This is a genomic window from Oleidesulfovibrio vietnamensis, assembly GCF_055388115.1.
Genome location: NZ_AP042419.1, coordinates 1518364 through 1539027, shown reverse-complemented (window position 1 = coordinate 1539027; position 20664 = coordinate 1518364). Strand labels below are relative to the sequence as shown.

Annotated in this window: 16 protein-coding genes and 1 riboswitch; of the genes, 4 read left to right on the top strand and 12 right to left on the bottom strand. The window is 59.3% G+C overall.

From position 1 onward, the window contains the following. Positions 1-33: 33 nt before the first annotated feature. The 3 genes from ruvC to ACZ5D1_RS06700 form a co-directional block, all read right to left on the bottom strand. Positions 34-534, bottom strand: a complete 501-nt coding sequence (ruvC, locus tag ACZ5D1_RS06710) for a crossover junction endodeoxyribonuclease RuvC (RefSeq protein ID WP_011368201.1) — start codon at positions 532-534, stop codon at positions 34-36. Positions 535-622: 88 nt separating this feature from the next. Next, positions 623-1369 (bottom strand): YebC/PmpR family DNA-binding transcriptional regulator, encoded by a 747-nt coding sequence (locus ACZ5D1_RS06705; protein WP_011368202.1) that lies wholly within the window; start codon positions 1367-1369, stop codon positions 623-625. A 130-nt stretch (positions 1370-1499) separates the two neighbouring features. Continuing rightward, a complete protein-coding gene (locus ACZ5D1_RS06700; protein ID WP_011368203.1) occupies positions 1500-2123 on the bottom strand; it encodes an RlmE family RNA methyltransferase in 624 nt (207 codons plus the stop codon). A gap of 53 nt (positions 2124-2176) precedes the next feature. On the opposite strand from ACZ5D1_RS06700, the gene ACZ5D1_RS06695 reads away from it, so the two are divergent. After that, on the top strand, positions 2177-3880 hold the full coding sequence (locus ACZ5D1_RS06695) for a glycosyltransferase family protein (protein ID WP_464556326.1): 1704 nt from the start codon (positions 2177-2179) through the stop codon (positions 3878-3880). 116 nt (positions 3881-3996) lie between these two features. On the opposite strand, the gene metE is transcribed toward ACZ5D1_RS06695, so the two are convergent. From metE to ACZ5D1_RS06650, 9 genes are all read right to left on the bottom strand, one after another. Next, on the bottom strand, positions 3997-6273 hold the full coding sequence (gene metE, locus ACZ5D1_RS06690; RefSeq protein WP_464556324.1) for a 5-methyltetrahydropteroyltriglutamate--homocysteine S-methyltransferase: 2277 nt from the start codon (positions 6271-6273) through the stop codon (positions 3997-3999). A gap of 117 nt (positions 6274-6390) precedes the next feature. Further along, a riboswitch (cobalamin riboswitch) is annotated at positions 6391-6563 on the bottom strand. Between the two features lie 138 nt (positions 6564-6701). Then, entirely contained in the window at positions 6702-7913 is a 1212-nt protein-coding gene (locus ACZ5D1_RS06685) for a methyltransferase domain-containing protein (protein ID WP_464556322.1), read from the bottom strand. A 112-nt stretch (positions 7914-8025) separates the two neighbouring features. Then, positions 8026-9693 (bottom strand): indolepyruvate/phenylpyruvate decarboxylase, encoded by a 1668-nt coding sequence (ipdC, locus tag ACZ5D1_RS06680; protein ID WP_011368207.1) that lies wholly within the window; start codon positions 9691-9693, stop codon positions 8026-8028. Positions 9694-10156: 463 nt separating this feature from the next. Further along, complete coding sequence (gene sucD / locus ACZ5D1_RS06675; protein ID WP_464556320.1) at positions 10157-12259, bottom strand: succinate--CoA ligase subunit alpha; 2103 nt, start codon at positions 12257-12259, stop codon at positions 10157-10159. 131 nt (positions 12260-12390) lie between these two features. Then, the gene (locus ACZ5D1_RS06670; RefSeq protein ID WP_011368209.1) at positions 12391-13074 is read right to left on the bottom strand and encodes a lactate utilization protein; all 684 of its coding nucleotides are present in this window, start codon (positions 13072-13074) and stop codon (positions 12391-12393) included. A gap of 10 nt (positions 13075-13084) precedes the next feature. Next, positions 13085-14326: a tetratricopeptide repeat protein gene (locus ACZ5D1_RS06665; RefSeq protein WP_455696238.1), complete on the bottom strand. Its 1242-nt coding sequence runs from the start codon at positions 14324-14326 to the stop codon at positions 13085-13087. Positions 14327-14423: 97 nt separating this feature from the next. Continuing rightward, entirely contained in the window at positions 14424-15743 is a 1320-nt protein-coding gene (locus tag ACZ5D1_RS06660; protein WP_027181208.1) for a histone deacetylase family protein, read from the bottom strand. A 28-nt stretch (positions 15744-15771) separates the two neighbouring features. Continuing rightward, positions 15772-16410, bottom strand: a complete 639-nt coding sequence (tmk, locus tag ACZ5D1_RS06655; protein WP_011368212.1) for a dTMP kinase — start codon at positions 16408-16410, stop codon at positions 15772-15774. After that, the gene (locus tag ACZ5D1_RS06650) at positions 16386-17423 is read right to left on the bottom strand and encodes a 3'-5' exoribonuclease YhaM family protein (RefSeq protein WP_027181209.1); all 1038 of its coding nucleotides are present in this window, start codon (positions 17421-17423) and stop codon (positions 16386-16388) included. The genes tmk and ACZ5D1_RS06650 overlap by 25 nt, the downstream gene beginning before the upstream one ends. A gap of 294 nt (positions 17424-17717) precedes the next feature. Between ACZ5D1_RS06650 and surE the strand changes: the two genes are divergently transcribed. The 3 genes from surE to gap all read left to right on the top strand — a co-directional run bounded on the left by surE (position 17718) and on the right by gap (position 20647). Continuing rightward, complete coding sequence (surE, locus tag ACZ5D1_RS06645; protein ID WP_011368214.1) at positions 17718-18497, top strand: 5'/3'-nucleotidase SurE; 780 nt, start codon at positions 17718-17720, stop codon at positions 18495-18497. A gap of 212 nt (positions 18498-18709) precedes the next feature. Further along, positions 18710-19633, top strand: coding sequence for a class II fructose-1,6-bisphosphate aldolase (gene fba, locus ACZ5D1_RS06640; protein ID WP_011368215.1), 924 nt, complete (start codon positions 18710-18712; stop codon positions 19631-19633). Positions 19634-19645: 12 nt separating this feature from the next. Further along, positions 19646-20647 carry a type I glyceraldehyde-3-phosphate dehydrogenase gene (gene gap / locus ACZ5D1_RS06635; RefSeq protein WP_464556317.1) on the top strand — a complete coding sequence of 334 codons (1002 nt, stop codon included), beginning with the start codon at positions 19646-19648 and terminating at the stop codon, positions 20645-20647. Positions 20648-20664: the final 17 nt, after the last annotated feature.

Below are 20664 nucleotides of genomic sequence, written 5' to 3'. Positions count from 1 at the left end.
ATTGCGCGCCGGGTTCACAGCGGCAGGCAGAAGTTACCCCGCGGCCAGCCTGCGCAATCTGCGCATATTCAGATGACAGATGGCCGCGGCCAGCGCGTCGCCCGTATCCGGACCCCAGTCGCCTTTCACACCCAGCAGGCGGGCCACCATAAAGCTGACCTGCTCTTTTTCGGCACGGCCCACTCCCACAATTGTTTTTTTTATTTCTGTGGGAGCATAGCTTGCTACAGGCAGGTGATGTGCAGCGCAGGCAGCCACTGCCGCACCCCGCGCCTGTCCCAGTTTAAGAGCAGAAGCGGCATTTTTGGCGGTAAAGACATTTTCAACCGATGCTTCGTCCGGCATATGCCGGGCAATCACCTCATGCAGCCCGTGATAAATAGCGCCGAGTCTGTCAGAAAATTCATCGCCCCGGGGGCGCACCGCACCGCAATCCACCAGCGTCAGCACGCCGGAAACCTCGCGCACGATACCCCAGCCTGTTGTTCTCGACCCCGGGTCTATGCCCAGCACCGTTATACCCTGCGTAGTCATTGCGCTCCGGCCGCCTTGTATGTCTGCCCTGCCCCGCCATGCCGGCGGAACAAGCCGGCCGGAACAGAGTTCCGGCCGGCCGTAAAGGCTAGTCTTCCATTTCGGCCAGCACTTCGTCAGGCAGGTCGAAGTTGGCAAACACGTTCTGTACGTCGTCGTTCTCTTCCAGCGCATCCACCAGGCGCAGCAGTTTCTTGCCGGTTTCCGCATCCACTTCGATGGTGTTCTGCGGCACGCTGGCCAGTTCCACCGATTCCGCGGTCACTCCGGCCTGCTCAAAAGCGGCCTTCACATCTTCAAAAGAAGAAGGATCCACATGCACCGCCCAGCTGTCGCCTTCATCGATGACGTCATCGCAACCGGCTTCCAGCCCGATTTCCATCAGCTGGTCTTCGGAATAGGCTTCCTTGGGAAAAGTCAGCACGCCCTTTTTGTCAAACATCCAGCCCACACAGCCGGCCTCGCCCATGGAGCCGCCGGATTTGGTCAGGATGTGGCGCACTTCAGCCACGGTACGGTTTTTATTGTCGGTGGCCACTTCAATCAGAAAAGCAATGCCGCCGGGGCCGTAGCCTTCGTACACCAGTTCAAAAATATCTCCGCCGGCCAGTTCGCCGGTACCCTTCTTGATGGCGGTCTCAATTTTGTCCTTGGGCAGGTTCACCGCTTTAGCCGCGGCAATGGCCGCACGCAGACGGCTGTTGGCCACCGGATCACCCCCGCCTTTGGCGGCGATGATTATTTCTTTGGCAACCTTGGTGAACGCCTTGGATTTTTTGGCGTCCTGACGTCCCTTGCGGTGCTGGATGTTTTTCCATTTACTATGTCCGGCCATACTTCCTCCTTAAAAAGGCAATGCCGGCAGCCACCGGAGCACCCCGCCGTGTCAGGCACAGCGGCAGCCCCCAGTCAGCGCGCCGCAGCGCGCTCCGGTCATTGCAAAACTGTTCTGCGAAAAAGACCTTTCAGTCTTCGCCCTCTTGTTCAGAAAACTCCGGCAGCCCTTTAAACCCCAGTCCGATATAAAAGGTTTCCTTACTCTCGGAGCGCGAGCTTTTGGGCTTGAACGACTTAACAGCGGTAAACAGCGTACGCATCTGCTTCACGTACGCTTCTACATCCGGTCCCATGAAAATCTTGACCACAAAGCTGCCGCCTTCTACGAGATGAAGTGAGGCAACCGCAAGCGCTTCAAAGCACAGATTGGACGATCTGGCCTGATCGGTGAACTTGTGGCCCGTGGTTTTAGGAGCCATATCACTTATGACGACGTCAAAAGGACCGGTCTCGGACAGCGCCTGCTCGAATTCTGCAGAACGCTCGAAGACATCTTCCTGCATAAACGTGACATTGGGCGGAAAAACAGTCTCTGTGGTCTGGATGTCGGCAGCCAGCACCCTGCCCGAAGGTCCGATTTTTTCCGCCGCGCCAAGCGACCATGACCCGGGAGCCGCGCCAAGATCGAGCACACGCATGCCTTGCTTCAAGATGCCGAAGCGTTTATCTATTTCTTTCAGCTTATAGACAGACCGCGCGGGATAATTCTCCCGTTTGGCCTTCAGAAAATAATGGTCACGATATTTTTTCATTGCTTCACCTGCGGCACTTGTATCCGAAAGTGCCCCGAACGCCAAGGCCGCTCATGACTGTACGCCGCACAACCAGCTTTCGTCCGCCCCGCATTACCGTGCGCAACTGGAACGGCACGACGCAGACCCTGCCCGACGGCGGGCAGTCGTATGAAACACTCACCGGCACAAAAAATGTTCTGGTGCTGGGCCTGGGCCCTTTTCCGGCTCAGGCGGCCGCGCTGGCTGACGCACTGGCGCGCCGGCAGACCAGCGCCACCGGCGGTCATGACAGCGGGGGGTATGTTTCCTATGTCGAATGCGCGGATTTCGCAAGTCAAATGCCCGCATCGTGGCACGAGGCCATACCGCGTCACTGGCAAAACAGCACACCGGATGCCCCGCCGCCATACGACGACACGGGCTGCGGCTCCGATGACTCTGCGCCTGCCGCAGAAAGTGACAGACTGGCACAGCTGGTGCGGAATCACGTGCGGCAGGGCGGCAGCATTGTCGCCTACAGGCAAAACGCACGCCTTTTTCCCGGTTACTGGGGCAAAGCCCTTGCAGCGGCACGGCTGGAGCATATGCGGCGCGCATCCAGTACATCCGCCCGCTGTGAAAAAGATACCGTGCTGCTGGCCGGATCGCGCAGCGACCTGCTTGTACTTGAACTGCACCACGCCCTTACCGGTGCCGGACTGCAGGTTCAATGCATATCCCCGGACGACGGGCACGCTCTGCCCGCGGCCCTGCGCCACTGCAGCCCGGCTCTTTTTCTGTGCGTCAACTTCAAGGGGCTGGACACATGGGGCGAGCGGTTCAACCTGCTGGATGCGGCAGGCGTACCGGTGGCAGTCTGGTGCGTTGACAATCCGTGGCACCTTGTGTCCGGCATCCGGAGCCCTTTCTGGAAGCAGGTCAGACTGTTTGTGACCGACAGTTCTTTCTGCCGTCCTCTGCAGGAGCACGGGGCGCGCCATGTACAGCACCTGCCGCTGGCAACCATGGCAGAACTGTTTGACCCGGCACGGGAACAGGCGGCGCAGCTGCCGCCTGCAAAGTCGTGCGGCGCTCTACCGGACGGTCTGGAGCATATGCTCATCTTTGCCGGACGATCCGCCTTTCCCGACAGGGAACGCTTTTTTGCCGGATGCCGGTACCCGCACGCAGCCATGCAGCAGGCGGATGAAATGCTGCGCCACGGCGAGCGCCCCGACTTTGACTGGTGGTGCGCAACACTGCGCACAAGCCCGTTGTGGCCCTCGCATGAAGTACGCTCCGCCGGACTTGCCGCCGAGGAATGCGCCCGCCGCTGGCGTACCGCCTGTCTGACGACCTGCGCGGCCATACCCGGCTCAACGTTGACAGTTTTCGGCGATGACGGCTGGCAGAGCCTGCTGCCGCAGGGCACCGCCGTGCATCCGCCCGTGGATTACTATACCGTTCTGCCGCATCTGTATGCCCGTGCCGCCGCCACACTCAACCTGACCAGCATGCTGCTGCCCGCAGGGCTTACCCAGCGCAACTTCGACGTATGGGCTGCGGGCGGTTTCTGCCTGACAGACAACACCCCCGGTCTGGAAATTTTTCCGCGGGAACTTGTATGCGAATCCTCCTTCCGCACTGCCGGAGAAATTCCAGAACTGTTCGGCCGGGTGCTGCATGACCACGCATGGCGTCGTCAGGTTGCACGGGCGTGGCACAGCCACATACTGGCCCGTCACACATACCATCACCGCATTGCCGCGCTTCTGGAAGCCTGCGGCTGCCGGTGACAGCTGTGCACCGTTTACAGCATGCAGGAACAACCGGACCGTAAAAATCCGGCAGACCCGCGGGTCTGCCGGGTTGCATTTTATACACAACGCACTGCAAAACCGTCAGGCGGCTGTCAGGCGGCAAACATGGTACGCAGCCTGCGTGCTGCTTCCACCATATTTTCCAGCGCGGCCACGGTCTCGGGCCATGCTCTGGTCTTCAGCCCGCAATCAGGGTTTACCCACAGGCGCTGAGGGGGAATGCGGCGGGCGGCTTTGCACAGCAATTCCACCATCGATTCCACATCAGGCACGTTGGGCGAATGAATGTCATACACCCCCGGACCTATTTCGTTGGGGTAGCTGAAATGCTCGAAAACATCGAGCAGCCCCATATCCGAACGCGAAGTCTCGATGGTGATGACATCAGCATCCATGGCGGCGATGGATTCGATGATATCGTTGAACTGCGAATAGCACATGTGCGTATGCACCTGCGTCCGCGCCTCCACGCCGTTGGCCGCCAGACGGAAGGACTCCACGGCCCAGCGCAGATATTCCGCCCATTCCGGGCGGCGCAGGGGCATTCCTTCGCGCAGAGCCGCTTCATCTATCTGAATGATGCCCACACCTGCCTTCTCAAGATCAAGCACTTCATCGCGGATGGCCGCGGCAAGCTGACGGCAGGTATCCTCGCGGGGCTGATCATCGCGCACGAACGACCAGTTAAGCATGGTCACCGGCCCTGTCAGCATACCCTTCACCGGCTTTCCGGTCAGCGAAGCGGCATAGGTTATCCATTTCACCGTCATGGGAGCAGGCCGCTCGATATCACCGTACAGGATGGGCGGCTTGACGCAGCGTGAGCCGTAGGACTGCACCCAGCCGAAACGGCTGAAGACGTATCCGGAAAGCTGCTCGCCGAAATATTCCACCATGTCGTTGCGTTCGGCCTCGCCATGAACAAGCACATCCAGCCCAAGCTCTTCCTGCCGCGCCACCACATGTCTGATGTTGGCACGCATGGCTTCTTCATATTCCTGAAGTGAAAGCTCGCCCTTGCGGTATTGCTGTCTTACGGCACGAATCTCCGCCGTCTGCGGAAACGAGCCTATGGTCGTTGTGGGAAAAAGCGGCAGTTGCAGCATCCGGCGCTGCACAAGAGAGCGCTGCTCATAGGGCTGGCTGCGGTCTCCCGCCTGACCGGACAACGATGCCACCCTGGCGCGTACAGCTTCATTGCGCACCCGCTCCGAACCGCGGCGGGAAGCGATGCTGCGCGCGTTACGGGCCAGCTCTTCGGCAACGGCGTTTCTTCCGCTGCGCAGGGCTGTTCCCAGCGTGTGCAGTTCTTCCAGCTTTTGCAGCGCAAACGCCAGCCATGAACGCACTTCACTGTCCATTGCGTCTTCTGCGGCAAGGTCTACCGGCACATGCAGCAGCGAACACGAAGGAGCCAGCCAGAGCCTGTCCTTAAGCTGCCCTGCCACAGGTTCCAGCCAGTCCAGCAGCGCCGCAAGATCGGTCTTCCAGACGTTTCTGCCGTCAATGACACCAAGCGAAACAACAGTTTCACCGGGCAGTGCGGCCACAAGACGCTCTACTTCATCCCTGCCGCGCACGGCATCCACATGGACTCCGGCCACGGGCAGCGCGGCAAGGGTTTCGAGATTGCCCTGCAATGTGCCGAAATAGGTGGCCAGCAAAATACTGACCGGCGTGCCGGCAAGATAGCGGTAGGCATCAGTCAGCGCATCAAGCCACGGCTTTTCCAGCTCGGTCACCAGCACAGGTTCATCCACCTGCACCCATCCGGCACCGTTCTGCGCCAGAGTTTCAAGCAGCTCTCTGTAAACCGGCAGCAACTTTTCCAGCAGCGCCAGCCGGTCCGAACCGTCTTTGGACTTGCCCAGCCACAGGTACGTCACAGGCCCGATAATCACGGGCTTGGCCTGCACCCCGCTGCGGGCAGCTTCTTTCAGCTGGCCGGTCAGCCGGTCTGCATCCAGCCGGAAACGGCTCTGCGCGGTGAATTCCGGTACAATGTAGTGGTAGTTGGTATCAAACCATTTGGTCATCTCGCCCGCATGTACAGTGTGCGTGTCTCCGGCCGAAGCCCGACCGCGGGCCACCCTGAAATACGCCTCCGTATCGCCGCCGGGCAGATTTTTTACACGCTCAGGCACATTGCCGAGGGTAAAACTCATATCCAGCACCTGATCATACAGCGAAAAATCGCCCACAGGCACATAGTCCAGCTTGTGCTGCCACTGCAGGTTCCGCTGCCGCAAACCGGCGGCCACGGACTGCAGCGCATCTTCACCGGTGCGTTCTGCCCAGTACGACTCCAGCGCGAACTTGAGCTCACGCGAAGCGCCTATGCGGGGAAATCCCAGGTTGTGAATAATCATGCTCTGTCACTCCTTTTATGGTGTTGAATCAAAGGAGCAACGACATTCAAGCTCTGGATGCATCAGCGGTCAGGCAAGCAACCTGCCGCCGGTACGTGTCAGCCCAATCGCGAGACTGCCGTGCTCTTGTGCATGGTCGTCTCCTGGCTTCCGGCCCCATATGACCTAGTCTTCCCGCCTCTGCGGCAGTGACGTCGGCCGGGCTTGCCGGTTACAGTGGCGCGTCCGCTGCGGATTTGCACCGCATTCCGTTTCCATACACAAAACATCACAATATCAAGATTCATCAATATTCAAATATAAAGATAAACGCAACCAGTTTATTGTGCTGCGTGTACAATGCCGCAAAAAAGCCCGCCGTTACGGCGGGCTGAAAAACAACCGGAAAACATAGAAAGTTAATTATACTGGATCGTTGCACATGCAGATCACGCCGTGCGCACTGCCGAAACAACGTGCACAGGATCGCTGAGCGCCATCCGGCCTGCATGCCGGTCATCGGCCGGACGCGGCCAGTTGCGTACACTCACCGTGCGGAACGATTCCAGACCGCCCGCCGCCTGCAGCAAGTCCACCATCAACCCCGCCCGCTCAAACTCATGCAACTCCGGCCAGATGCGTATTGTTCTGCCGGGGAACCACCTGTCAGAAACTGCCAGCACCATGATGCCGCCGGGCCTGAGCACCCGCACGGCTTCGCGCAATACGGCCACGGGCTGCAAAAGGTACTCGACCGAAAGTGTGCAGATGACGGCATCATAAGACGCTGACGGCAAAGGCAGCTGCGGATCGGCATTAAGGTCATGCATAATGCGCTCATCCAGCACGGGGTTGTCATTTATTTCCGCCTCGCCCAGTCCCAGTCCTGTCACATGAGCGGCATGCCCTGCGGGCAGATGGGTACGCCATCCCGTCATGAGGTCCAGCACGCGGCCCCCACGCGGAACAACGCGGGCTATTTCATCGCGCAGATGGGCGCAAGCCTGCGCGTCTATATGGTCCACACTGCGCGGCACATTGTAAAAAGCGCGGTCGTCCACCTGATCGCAACGCATGAACGCATGCGGGTCGGACAGCACCTCAACAGGTTCACCGCTGATGCGCGCCTGAATACCCGGACCGCCGTCCGCCACAGCTTCCAGCCAGTGTGTCAGGCGCCCGCCTGTTTCCCCTGTCTTTTCAGCAAGATCAAGAATACGCGCCTCCATGCTGAAGGCTCTTCCGGCCAGCGGATGGTTGGCATCGACCACCATGCAGCGCGAATCCATGCGCACAATACGGGCAGGGCGCATGTCTCCTCCGAAAACACCCGGCAGACAGGCAAAAAACATCAGCGGGAAATAGCGTCCGGCACGGGGAACCGGATGATATCCGGGTACGCACCGGGAACGGAAAGAATTGTGCGGAACAGAATAGACGTAGGCGGGGTTATATGACGGCAGTGCCTCTCCGGGAGCGTATTTCAGCAATATGCTGTCTCCGGTGCGGCAGCCCTCCAGAGCCTCACGCATGCGGGGCGGAAAAATATCGCGCCAGAAGTTGACCCTGCGTGCCCAATAGCGCTCGGTGTGGCAGGCAAGGTCGCAGTTCCAGCAAAGGGTGAATTCAATGGTTGCCAGCGTGTTATCCGTTACATGCATATACTCCTTCTTTGCTCACCCTGAGTTGGGTTCAAGGTTGAAACCGCATACAGGCGGTTTGACAAAGCGGCTCCGCACGGGCGCGGAGCCGCCATCTGATAATTACAACAGCTTATTGCCCCGAACTGAATCTGCGCACACCTTCCACAAAACGGGCCAGCGTGGGGGACAGACTATGCGGAGCCAGACGGGCGTCAATCAGCTGAAAACGTCCGCGTTCGGCATGGGCCTGTGTCAGCGCACGTGCAAGCTCGGCACGGGTGGCGGCCCTGTGCCCCCGTCCACCCAGACCGTCAGCCACCGCGGCAAAATCCCATTCGCCCAGATTGCTGTATGCTGTCTCGGGCTGGAAGACATGCAGCATTTCCCACGACGAATTATTAAACACCAGCACGATGGGATCAATACCCAGCCGCGTGCAGTTGCCCAGTTCCATACCGGTCATCTGAAAAGCGCCGTCGCCCACCAGAATGAGCGAACGCTCCTTTGTCGTTATCTGCAGCCCCATGCCCGCCGGCACCCCGAAGCCCATGCTGGCATAATACCCCGGTGCCACCATGGGAATGGCATCCACGCTCAGCATGGTGAACAGGCAGTCGCCTATATCGCTGGCAACGGGCATTGCTCCGTGCGAGGCAAAAAAATCATTAAGCAGCGCGGCTATATCCGTGGGAGTGATATCTGCGGCATCTGCCATGAAACCCCGCGGATTCACAGCGAGTCCCGCCCCCTGCAATGCCCTGTCGTCAGAAGAACCGCCGCAGCCCGAAAGAGCCATGTCAGCTTCCTGTCCGTCATCCAGCAATGCCAGCAGACGGTCCACCAGCGCTCCCAGCGGAATGTCATGATACACATGGTAGCCGACACGCACCTGTCTGTCCTCCGCATGCATCACACGCCTGCGGTCCAGCTGGCTTCCGGACACGCCGAAATTGGTATCCGACATGATAACACCCAGCAGCAGAAGCCCGTCGGAAGATTCCACAGCCTCGCTGAGTGTCTCGTCACCGGCCATGCCCAGATAGGTTCCTTCCAGACAGCTGGCCGAAGCTAGCAACCCGCGTCCCATAAAGCTGGTCACCACAGGCACCCCCAGCCGCTCGGCCAGCAGAGCCACTTTGTCTTCTATGCCGTAACGCCGCACCTCAACCCCCACCATCATCATGGGCAGCGCGGCGCTCTGCACGCGCTGCAGCACGTCGCGGGCGCAGGCGTCCACGGCGTCCGCATCCGTGCCGGAAGCAGCAAAAGCAGGCACAGGCGCACACGGTGCCGCAGGCAGATCACGCGGAATCTCAAGATACACAGGGCGGGAATGTTCAATACAGCTCTGCAGCACACGGGCTATGGTTTCAGGCGCAGTGGCCGGATCGTCCAGCACCGCCTGATCGCAGGTGACTTCTTTGTACATGCGGTACTGCGAGTCAAGATGCTTCGCCTGATGGTGCAGCAGCAGCCCATGTCCGCCTTCGTGGGTTCCCGGCGCGCCGGAAATGACAACCACAGGCGACTTTTCCGCATATGCCTGCGCTATGGCGTTAACCATGTTCAATGCGCCGGCTCCGTATGTCACTGCGGCCACCCCCAGACCGCCTCTGAAGCGGGCGGATGCGTCGGCGGCAAACCCCACGGCGGGCTCGTGGCTCAGCGTGACAAGCGGCAGAATACCCGTGGATTCGATTATCTTGAAATACGGCAGGGCAAAGTCGCCCGGAATGCCGTACACTTCTTTGGCGCCACGCTCTTTGAGAGCATGCAGCAACGCTTCGGTCAGATTCATATGATTTGCTCCTCGGTACGCATTCGGTGCGCAGGTTCGGTACGCAGATATAAGCAGGCGGACACCCTGTGCAAAAAGAAGTCACATCCGGCAGCGCCGCAGCACCGCACACCGGCGGTCACGCATAGAGCGGAGCCTCTGCCCGCAGCGGCATACCACATGCCGCACAGCTGACGGAATGCGGAGAAAGAAAGAACGCGCCTGCACCGGAAAAACCGGCACCTGACGAATCCGCCCGCATACACCCCACAGGCACAACCGGCAGCCCCGATTACCCGAGGCGGCCGGACAACCATCTTTTTGCAGTGTCACACACCTTCCTGCATAAAGCATAGCGCGTGCGCGCCCGCTCTACAATCCCCCTGCGGCGTGCTTTTTTCAGCGCAAAAAATCCGGTGCGGTCATTTCCGCTCCTGCGGAGCGGCAACCTGCCGTCAGCAGATTGCACACCTGCTGCACACCGTCATGCCCTGTCAAGAACAGCGCGCATAATGCGCGGCAGACTTGCCAGATCAGGGCAGATGGTAAAACCGGCCTCGCGCATGGCCTGCAGTTTAGCCTCCACTCCGCCGGTGGTTTCGTCCAGAATGGCTCCGGCATGCCCCAGCCTGCGGCCGGGAGGAGCAGTACGCGCCGCCACAAATGAAACCACCGGTTTGGAAAAACCTGTCCTGCGTACGTATTCTGCCAGTTCCTCTTCGGCCCTGCCGCCCACTTCGCCCAGCACCAGCACCGCACGGGTGGCGGCATCGTGGCGCACTCTTTCGCACAGGTCCACAAAGCCGGTGCCCACAAACGAATCTCCGCCCACCCCCACGCATACGGATTGCCCTATGCCCGCGGCGGAAAGGCGCGAAGCTGCCTCATAGGTAAGCGTGCCCGAACGCGAAAACACTGCCACGGGGCCGGGGCTGAACACATAACCCGGCATGATACCTATTTTAAGCTGATGCGGAACCACTATGCCCGGAGTATTCGGCCCCACCACACAAGTGGGCGACGGCTGGATATTTTTCAGAGCCGACAGCATGGCCGCCTGAGGTATTCCTTCAGTAATGCACACAACCCACGGAATTTCTTCCGCCGCGGCCTCCAGCACGGCATCGGGAGCAAATGCGGCCGGTACAAAAATGATGGAAGCATCAATACGGTGATGCCTGCACGCCTCATGCACGGAATCATACACCGGAATCCCCATTACCTCCTGCCCGCCTTTAAAGGGAGTGACCCCCGCCACCACCCGCGTGCCGTATTCCATCATCAAGGCGGCATGCCGCTGGGCAACGCGGCCTGTGAGCCCCTGCACCAGCACGCCGGAGCTGCTGTCCAGCCCCATGACGTTATACACCGGCACACAGGCGGCAGCTTCCTGCCCGTTATGCTGCGGCACCGGATCAGGTTCCTGCGGCAACGGAAATTCAATACGGGGGACATCTGCGGGTTTCATGGACCGCAGCGCGTCCAGCGCTTCGTGCATTTCCTGTGCTATGGTTACCGAAGGATGAGCAAAATCATGCAGCAGCGCCCGCCCTTCTGCGGATTCGTGGCCTGCCATACGCACCACAATGGGCTTTGGCGCATCACCGCCCTCCAGTGCATCCACAAGCGCGCGGGCCACATCGGCGCACGAAACAATACCCCCGAACAGGTTGATGAACACCGTGCGCACATTGCGGTTTTCAAACAGCAGATCAAGTGCGCGGCGCATACGCGACGCATCGGCCGCACCGCCCAGATCCATGAAATTTGCCGCCGACAGACCGGAAAAATTAAGAAGGTCCATTGTGGCCATGGCCAGCCCGGCCCCGTTGACCAGAATCCCCACCCAGCCTTTAAGCTCCACATAGCTGAGTCCGGCTTCGCGGGCCAGATTCTCTTCACGCGAATGATGTTCCGGCGTATAGAACCGTTCGAGATCGGGCTGCAGGTCCACCACACTGTCGTCCAGCTCAACCTTGCCGTCCAGTGCCACCCAGCGGCCGTCGCAGGTAAGCACAAGAGGGTTGATCTCGGCCAGCAGCAGACCGTACTCTCTTACCGCCCTGTACAGTTTTTCCGCCATGGCCTTGAAACCGGCCCAGTGCTCCTTTTCAACTCCCATTTCAAAAAAAGCCGCACGCAGATGATGCTCGCGCAGGCCGCTGTCCAGCGGAACCCGCTGCACAAGCGGCTTCTGCTGACCGGTGGAACTCTCCACATGAATACCGCCCGCTCTGCTGGTGGTAAGCAGCAGGTCGCGCCGTTCGCGCGAAAGTACAAAAGAAAGATAGCATTCTCTGCGTATGTCCGTGGCGGATTCGATACGCAGAAAGGGCACCTTGTGTCCTTTGATTTCCATGGCGAACATGTCCTGAGCCGTCTCTCTGAGCTCCTTCAGGGTGGCGGCACAGCGTATGCCTCCGGCCTTGCCTCTTCCGCCGGTAAGCACCTGCGCCTTGAGAAACCACGGGGCGGACACGGCAGGAGTATATTCCGCCAGCTGGCCGGGCGTCAGCAAGTCGCCCGCAGGGGTATCTATTCCGGCTTCGGCAAACAGCACCTTGCTCATATGCTCATTCAGAAACATGCATCCTCCTTCACTGGCGCCGGTGCGGCGGCAATTCGGCAGCATCCGGCCCGCCGGAAGCTGCAAAAAAAGGCCGTCCCGCAATGGCGGACACGGCCTGAATGTCGTCGGTTTACATCCTGTGACAGCTCCTACAACCCGCAGTCTTCATTTATCAGCACCACACGGATGCGTCCCTTGGGAAACGATTTTTCCGTAATGGTCCAGACATTACATATTCTGTCAGGACTGCTGCAGTCGGTACAGTGCGAAGTCATCCTGCACGGAGTCTTTTTTTCAAGCCGCATGGTGTTGGTGGGCGAAGCGTAATCCTTTATTCTGTCCATGGCCGCGGGCACATCCTCAACCAGCTTGTTGCGGCCTATGAACAGCACCACATGACGGGGACCGAAGTTGATGGCCCCCACACGGTTGCCGATCATATCAAGGTTCACCAGCTTGCCGCAGGCGGTCACGGCGTTGGTTCCCGTAAGAAAAAGGTCACTCAGCAGTGCCTGTCTGCGGCGCTCCAGCGCTTCTTCGGCAGAAACGGACTTGTCAAAAGTATCAATGACCTCAAGCGAGGGATTCTGCCGTACGGCGTCCACTATGCCGGTGGCCGCCAGCGTCATGGAACCGCCGAAACTGACTGTGGAAGCACCGGTGGCGGGCAGAATTTCACGGAGAAAAACCTCTCCCGCCTCGTGGCAGTCGGCAGCCACGAAAACTTCAAAATTATTCCCCTGCAGACTTTCCGCCGCCTCGGCCAGACGCAGAGCCCACCATTTTTCAACCGGAGTGTCAGCCTTCGGTGTCACGGAAAAGGTATTCTTCACTTTCTGCTCCTTACTTCCCACTGCTGTAGGGTTGCTTGTTCCGGTACAACTCAAGCCGCTGACGCCACTTGCCCAGCACCGTTTCCGGATAGGCGCGGTCCATGGCCATCAGCAGCGCGCGCTCCTGTGCGGGCACGGCCATGTCAAACCGGCCCTGAGCTGCATAAGCCGCCGCCAGCGTATCAAAATATGATGCCACGGGCACAGGACTGAGGTCCAGCGCTTCGCGGGCATAGCGCACGGCACGCCCGCCGTCCCGCAGGGCGGCATCAGGCACTGTGGCAAGAAACCACGCAAACTCGTTCAGCAGATATGTATCCAGACTGTTCACGCTGTAAGCCGCTTCCAGATCAGCCAGTCCAGCAGGATACTGCTGCAGAGCCACATGGGTGTACATGCGGGCCACAAGCATTCTGACGTTGCGGGGATGCAGACGCACACCGTTATCCAGATCGTGCAGCGAACGGTGCAGATCAAGCCGCTCACGCCAGAGGTTTCCCCTGTTGAGCAAAGCGCCCGCATGTTCCGGATCAAGCCGCAGAGCCTTGTCAAAGTCAGCCATGGCTTTCTGCGCGTCACCCTGTGCAAGATACATCATGCCCCTGTTGTTCCAGACATCGGGATTTTCCGGGGCAAGCATGGCAACCACTTCCATATCGCGCCGGGCACGCGCCACCAGACCGGCTTCGTGCTCCAGAATGGCACGCTCCATACGCAACAGCGGCCTGTCGGGCTGCAGAGGCACCAGTCTGTCGTACCACTCCAGCGCAGCAGTCGTATCACCGGCGGTACGCGCCACCAGCGCCATGCCGTGCATGGCGCGCCACGACTCGGCATCGCTCGTCAGCGCGGCATGGTAATCTTCCGCCGCACGCTGCGGATACCCCAGAGCCAGCTGGGCATCCCCGCGCAAGGCCAGCAGAACGGCATTGTCCGGCTCCAGCGCCAGCCCGCGTGCGGCCAGAGTCAGAGCTTCACCGGCACGATCCAGCGCCAGCAGAGCCTCCGCACGGTAACGCACAATGCGCACATCCGCCGACGGCAGGCTGAGGGACGGAGCCACTCCGCCTGTAGCTTTCAGAACTTCTTCCCACTGCCCGGTACGGGCCAGTGTCTGCACTTCGTCCGCCACGGCCGGCGGGGTTCCGGCTGCGGAAGAAGATGCGTTGTGCGCAGGAACGGCGGCATACGCCGCACACGGCCCCGCCACAAGCACGGCAGCCAGCGCCAGCAGGCAGCCCCCACGGCGCATAAGACCACCGCACAGGCGACGGGAAGCACAAAACACACCTGCTTGCGGACTCCGGCCGGTTGCGGCGCCGGAGCGGCCTGCACCGGCAAAAAAGCGGTTAAAAACCATATTGCACATACTGCTTGTCTTTACGGTTGATCAGCTGAATATAGCGGTAGTTACCCTTGACATGCGCCTCCTCAACGGTGCGTATGCCGATGCCTCTGCATTTTTCACAGGCATTCTGCGGTACCTGCACACCAAGACTGAGGGGATTGGCCGTGGACCATGTTTCAATTTTCATCACGCCCGCACAATCAGGGCATATCCGCACCGACTCCACCTGACTTTCATTGATGCCGTCGGTATCGTAAAAGATGTCTTTTGTACGCACCCACCATTCGCCCGACTTCTCGCCCTGCCGCGGCTGCGAAGGCGGATTGAAATAAACCTTGAGCATCTCTTCGCAGAGGCGTTCCACATACTCGGTGATGCGCGGCGACTGTTCAATGGCGGCAGGGTCGAAATCCGGCTCGCGTACAGAGCTGTAATCAAGTCCGGCCATGGCCAGCGCAATGCCCAGATTCACATACGGCAGTGCCCCCTGAATGGCGTAGCCGCCCTCCAGCACAGCGATGTCAGGGTTCAGCCTGCTGTTGAGCGCGGCATATCCCTGTGCGGAAAAACGCATGTCAGTGATGGGGTCTGAAAAGTGGTTGTCCTGTCCGGCGGAGTTGATGACGATATCCGGTTTGAAGTGCTCCAGCACCGGCAGCACCAGATGGTCGATGACATGCAGGAACCCTCTGTCTGAGGTTCTGGGCGGCAGCGGGATGTTGAGTGTGCGACCGAGCGCATTGACCCCGCCCAGTTCAGCGGGGAATCCCGTTCCGGGAAAAATGGTGCGCCCGTCCTGATGCAGCGAGATGAACAGCGTGTCGGGGTCGTTCCAGTATATATCCTGCGTGCCGTCGCCGTGGTGACAGTCGGTATCAATGACAGCCACCCGCAACGGGCCGAAATGTTCCCGTATGTGCTCAATCATCAGGGCTTCAATGTTGACGTTGCAAAACCCTCTGTTGCCGTGCACCACTTTCATGGCGTGATGCCCCGGAGGACGCACCAGCGCAAACGCCTTGTCCTCTTTGCCTTCCATCACCAGGCGTGCCGCCTGTATGGCCCCGCCCGCAGAGACAAGATGCGATTTTGTGCACACCCTTTCTATGTCGGGAATGCAGAAATGCACCCGCTCCACATCTTCGCGGCCGGCCACCAGCGGTTTGTATTCCGTTATGCCGGGAATATCGAAGAGTCCCTCTTCACGCAGCTGGTCCTGTGTGTACAGCAGGCGCTCTTCCCGCTCGGGATGCGTGGGGCTGATGGCCCAGTCATACGCGGGAAAAAAAATGATGCCCAGTTTATTGGCGGCTTCAAGCATGGGTACTCTCCCTGTGGCGGTAAGCAGTTCAGCCGATGGTAAACACATCGGCCACGGCGCTGCGGACCTGTTCAAAAACCTCATCGGGCGAAGCGGCCGCATCAATGATTCTGAATCGTTCCTTATTCAGAGCCGCCCACGTCAGATATCCTTCGCGCACTCTGGTGTGAAAGGCCAGACTCTCCGCCTCGAAACGGCCTTCCGTTGCGCCTGTGCCTTCCCGCAGGTTGCGGGTGGTGGCCCGCTTGAGACCGATTTCCGGCTCCAGATCAAACAGCAGCGTCAAATCAGGCCACAGCCCGCGCACGGCCACGTCGTTGAGCCGGTGCAGCAAAGCAGGGTCCAGCCCTCTGCCGTAGCCCTGATAGACCACGGTGGAATCGGCGTATCTGTCGCTTATCACAGCAACACCTTCTGCCAGCGCCGGCCGGATGACCTGATGCACATGCTGCGACCTGTCGGCAAGATACAGAAAAAGCTCGGTTTCCCCTGTCAGATCGTCATTGCCTATATCCAGCAGAATGGAACGCAGAATACCACCCAGACGGCTGCCTCCCGGCTCGCGGGTCAGCGTCGCACCGTGGCCGTGCTCCTGCAGCCAGTCCTTCAGGCGGGCAAGAGCCGTACTTTTGCCTGAACCTTCTATGCCTTCGAAAGTAATGAACATTGTTCTTCCCGTGGAGTTTCAGGACGCTTCCGTCTGACGGTTTCCGTTTCCGGAGTGCGCACAGGGTTGTACAAAAAGCGCTGCAATGTGGGCTGAAACGGCGTCCAGCCGGTCTCACCGTCCTCAAATCCTTTGAACAGACTGTTCAGCTGGGCCATTTTGGCATCCAGATTGTCGGCGTAATGAAGCACCATTGCCTCGCGCGTTTTGGGTCGGCGCGGCGAGCCGAACTCATATTCGCCGTGGTGGCTGAGAATCAGATGCTTGAAATGCACGGCAAGTTCGTGCTCAAGACCGGACCTGCGCAAAAACGGCTCCAGCTGTTCAAGGCCTATATGGATATGCCCCAGCAGGCGGCCTTCGTCTGTGTAGTCGTTGACCAGCCCGCCGGACAGTTCCCACGCCTTGCCTATATCATGAAAAATCGCGCCTGCCAGCAGTACCTGCCTGTCAATTTCGGGATAGTGGTCGGCAATGCGCATGCACAGCCCCGAAACAGAAAGGATATGCTCAAGCAGACCGCCTCTGTAGGCGTGGTGCACGCTTTTGGCTGCAGGTGCCGCCTTGAGCGCCTCTGCAAGTTCTTCGTTGCGCAGCACGCCGGTGACAAACTTGCGCCACGGCCGGTGGGTGAACACCTCCCGGCACAGCTCCAGCAGTTCGGTCAGCATCTCGGCGGGGTCACGCTCGCTGGAAACCAGAAACTGCCCCATATCAAGGGCTTCCAGTTCGTAGGGGGCAAGCACGCGCATGCGGTCCACGCTGATGTCTATCCTGTCGCGGAAAAGCCCTGCCCGGCCTTCCAGATGCACCACATCGCCGGGGGTAAGGGTTTCAAACGAGGCACTGAGCGGGCTCCATATTTTGGCATTAAGCGTGCCGGAAGCGTCGCAGATTTCAAGACGCCAGAAAGGGCCGTTCTTTGCCTGCATCTGGTTGGCGGAAGCAATGAGGAACAGCCCGTTCACGTCGCCATTAACAGCAATATCTTTGATGAATTGTCTTTTTTCCATGTACATCGTATGCAAAACGTCAGCCGTCCGACGCGGCTGTCTCCTGATGAGCGGGGTTGCGTTATCGATTCACGGACCATTATCAATTTTCAGTCCGGCTTGCCAGCCGTGCCGCCCTGCGGCAAAAACAGCTTCGGAAGGCAGACCATAACGCAAGCCCCCGCAAGCAGAAAGAACTTTTCTTTTCCGCTTTCCGCCCGGCGCAACAACCGGAAGCCATCCGCCGGCGGGGCACTCCGGCGTTGTGCGCACCGCAAAGCGGACAGTCATCATACCACCCCGTAGGGAGAATACATGTTCATTGCACTTACCAACGACGACGGCATTCAGGCGCCCGGACTGCGCGCCATGTACAAGGCACTGAAAGAAGCCGGACACACCGTGCAGGTGGTGGCCCCGGTCACCGAACAGTCGGCCGTGGGACACGCCGTGACCATAGCCCTGCCGCTGAGGGTAAAAATATTTGCAGAAAACGGCTTTCAGGGCATGGGAGTATACGGCACCCCCACGGACTGCGTTAAACTGGGGCTGAACGCACTGCTGGACAAAAAACCCGACATTGTCGTTTCCGGCATAAACGCAGGTGCCAACGTGGGACCGGACATTCTCTATTCCGGCACGGTATCGGCCGCCACCGAGGCGGCGCACATGGGCTATCCTTCGCTGGCAGTCTCGTACGACAACTTCAAACCGGACGACATCGCAGCCCATGCCCGCTTCGCTGTCGAAATAATGGAATCCATGCCGTGGCAATCGCTGCCGCCGCGCTGCGTGCTTAACCTGAACCTGCCCGATGTCCCCATGCAGCAATGCAAAGGGCTTACCCTGTGTCCGCAGACAAGAGCTGTCTGGAAAGACTGGTACGATCACCGAACCGACCCGCGGGGCAATTCCTACTGGTGGTTAAACGGTATCATACCTCCGGAAACAGTGGCCGAAGGCACCGACAGAGACATGCTGACCCGCGGATACGCCACGCTGACCCCCCTGCGTTTCGACTTCACCGACAGGGAAACACTGGCCCGGCTGCAGCAGAATATGGACAGGCAGCGGCAGGGGTCTGAAGACCTTTGATTTTCTGCGGCTTGTCGTTTAAAGTGCCCGCGCTTTCATTGACAGGATGGTGTATCCCTCACTAGTGTGAAAGGGATAGAGGCAGATTCGTGGAGTGTCGGCCGCGCCATCCTCAATGCCTGGCTGACAAGTACCGGAGCCTTGCCGCTCCTTGTCATAACCGTCATTTGCGACCGGCGCAGCACAGCGCCGGTTTCGCCGAGGAGGACACCATGCCGCTAACAGGCCCAAAAGAAATGTTCGCCCGCGCCTACAAAGAAGGCTATGCCATAGGCGCCTTCAACGTGAACAACATGGAAATCATTCAGGGTATCATGCAGGCGGGCGCCGAAGAAAAGGCTCCGCTCATCCTGCAGGTTTCCGCCGGGGCGCGCAAGTACGCCGGCCAGACGTACATCGTCAAACTCATCGAGGCCGCACTTTCCGAATCCGACCTGCCCGTGGTGCTGCATCTGGACCACGGTTCCGGTTTCGATATCTGCAAAGACTGCATTGACGGCGGCTTTACCTCTGTCATGATCGACGGCTCCCACCTGCCCTATGAAGAAAACATAGCCGTTACCAGACGCGTGGTGGAATATGCCCACGACAAAGGCGTATGGGTAGAAGCTGAACTGGGACAGCTGGCCGGAGTGGAAGAAGACGTATCCGCCGAACATTCCGTTTACACCGACCCTGATCAGGCCGTGGAATTTGTGGAGCGCACCGGATGCGATTCGCTTGCCATCGCCATAGGCACCAGCCACGGCGCCTACAAATTCACGGGCAAAGCCACTCTGGATTTTGACCGGCTGTCCACCATCACTGACAAGCTGCCCGGATTCCCGCTGGTGCTGCACGGAGCCTCATCGGTACCGCAGGAGTTTGTGGCCATGGCCAACCAGTACGGCGGCGAAATAGGCGGTGCTCAGGGCGTACCCGAAGACCTGCTGCGCAAATCCGCCTCTTACGGCGTATGCAAAATCAACATTGATACCGATATCCGTCTGGCCATGACAGCGTGCATCCGCAAACACTTTGCAGAAAATCCCGCAGACTTTGACCCGCGGGCCTATCTCAAGCCCGCCCGCGAAGCTGTGAAAAACATGGTTCAACATAAAATCCGCAACGTACTGGGTTGCTCCAACAAGGCATAAAGGAACGCTAGCATGGCTGTTACGCTTGGCATCAACGGGTTCGGCCGCATCGGCCGCTATCTTGTGCGCCTTCTGGCAAATGATCCCGAACTGAATACTGCAGTGGTCAACGCCCGCGCCGACAACGAATCGCTGGCACGGCTTTTCAAATACGATTCGTGCCACGGCACCTACCCCGCAGAGGTAAAAGCCAACAGCGACGGCTTTACCGTGAACGGCAAGCAGATTGCCGTAACCCGTTACGGGCACAATGAATGGAAATGGGCTGACTACGGCGTTGATATCGCCGTGGAAAGCACGGGGACGGTAAAAGACAGGGCCGGACTTGCCCTGCATATGGAACGGGGCGCAAAAAAGACGGTTATCAGCGCTCCCTGCGCCGATGCCGACCTGACCGTGGTAATGGGGGTCAACGATCATCTGTACGATCCCGCGCAGCACGATGTCATTTCCAACGCATCCTGCACCACCAACTGTCTGGCCCCCGTGGTCAAAGTGCTTAACGACACGTTCGGCGTGCGCCACGGCCTGATGACCACCGTGCACTCATACACCATGAGCCAGCGGCTGCTGGACGGCACGCACAAAGACCCCCGCCGCGGCAGAGCCGCCGCCATGTCCATGATTCCCACATCCACAGGCGCAGCCAAGGCAGTGGGGCTGGTCATTCCCGAACTGGCGGGCAAGCTCAACGGCATGGCCATCCGCGTGCCCACGCCCAACGTATCGCTGGTGGACCTCACCTGCGAGCTGGGCAAGTCCGCCACGGCGGAAGAAATCAACGCCGCTCTGCACGAAGCCGCAGCCACCACGCTGAAAGGCAATATGGGCTATACCGAAGAGCCGCTGGTATCCTGCGACTACATGGGCAGCACATTCGGCGGAGTTGTTGACGGGCCGTGCACATCTGTCATGGAAGGCAACATGGCCAAGCTGATTATCTGGTACGACAACGAAGCAGGTTTCACCAACCAGCTCGTGCGTCTGCTGCGCAAGGTCGGCAACAGCCTGTAGGCCTTTTTTCGTACATA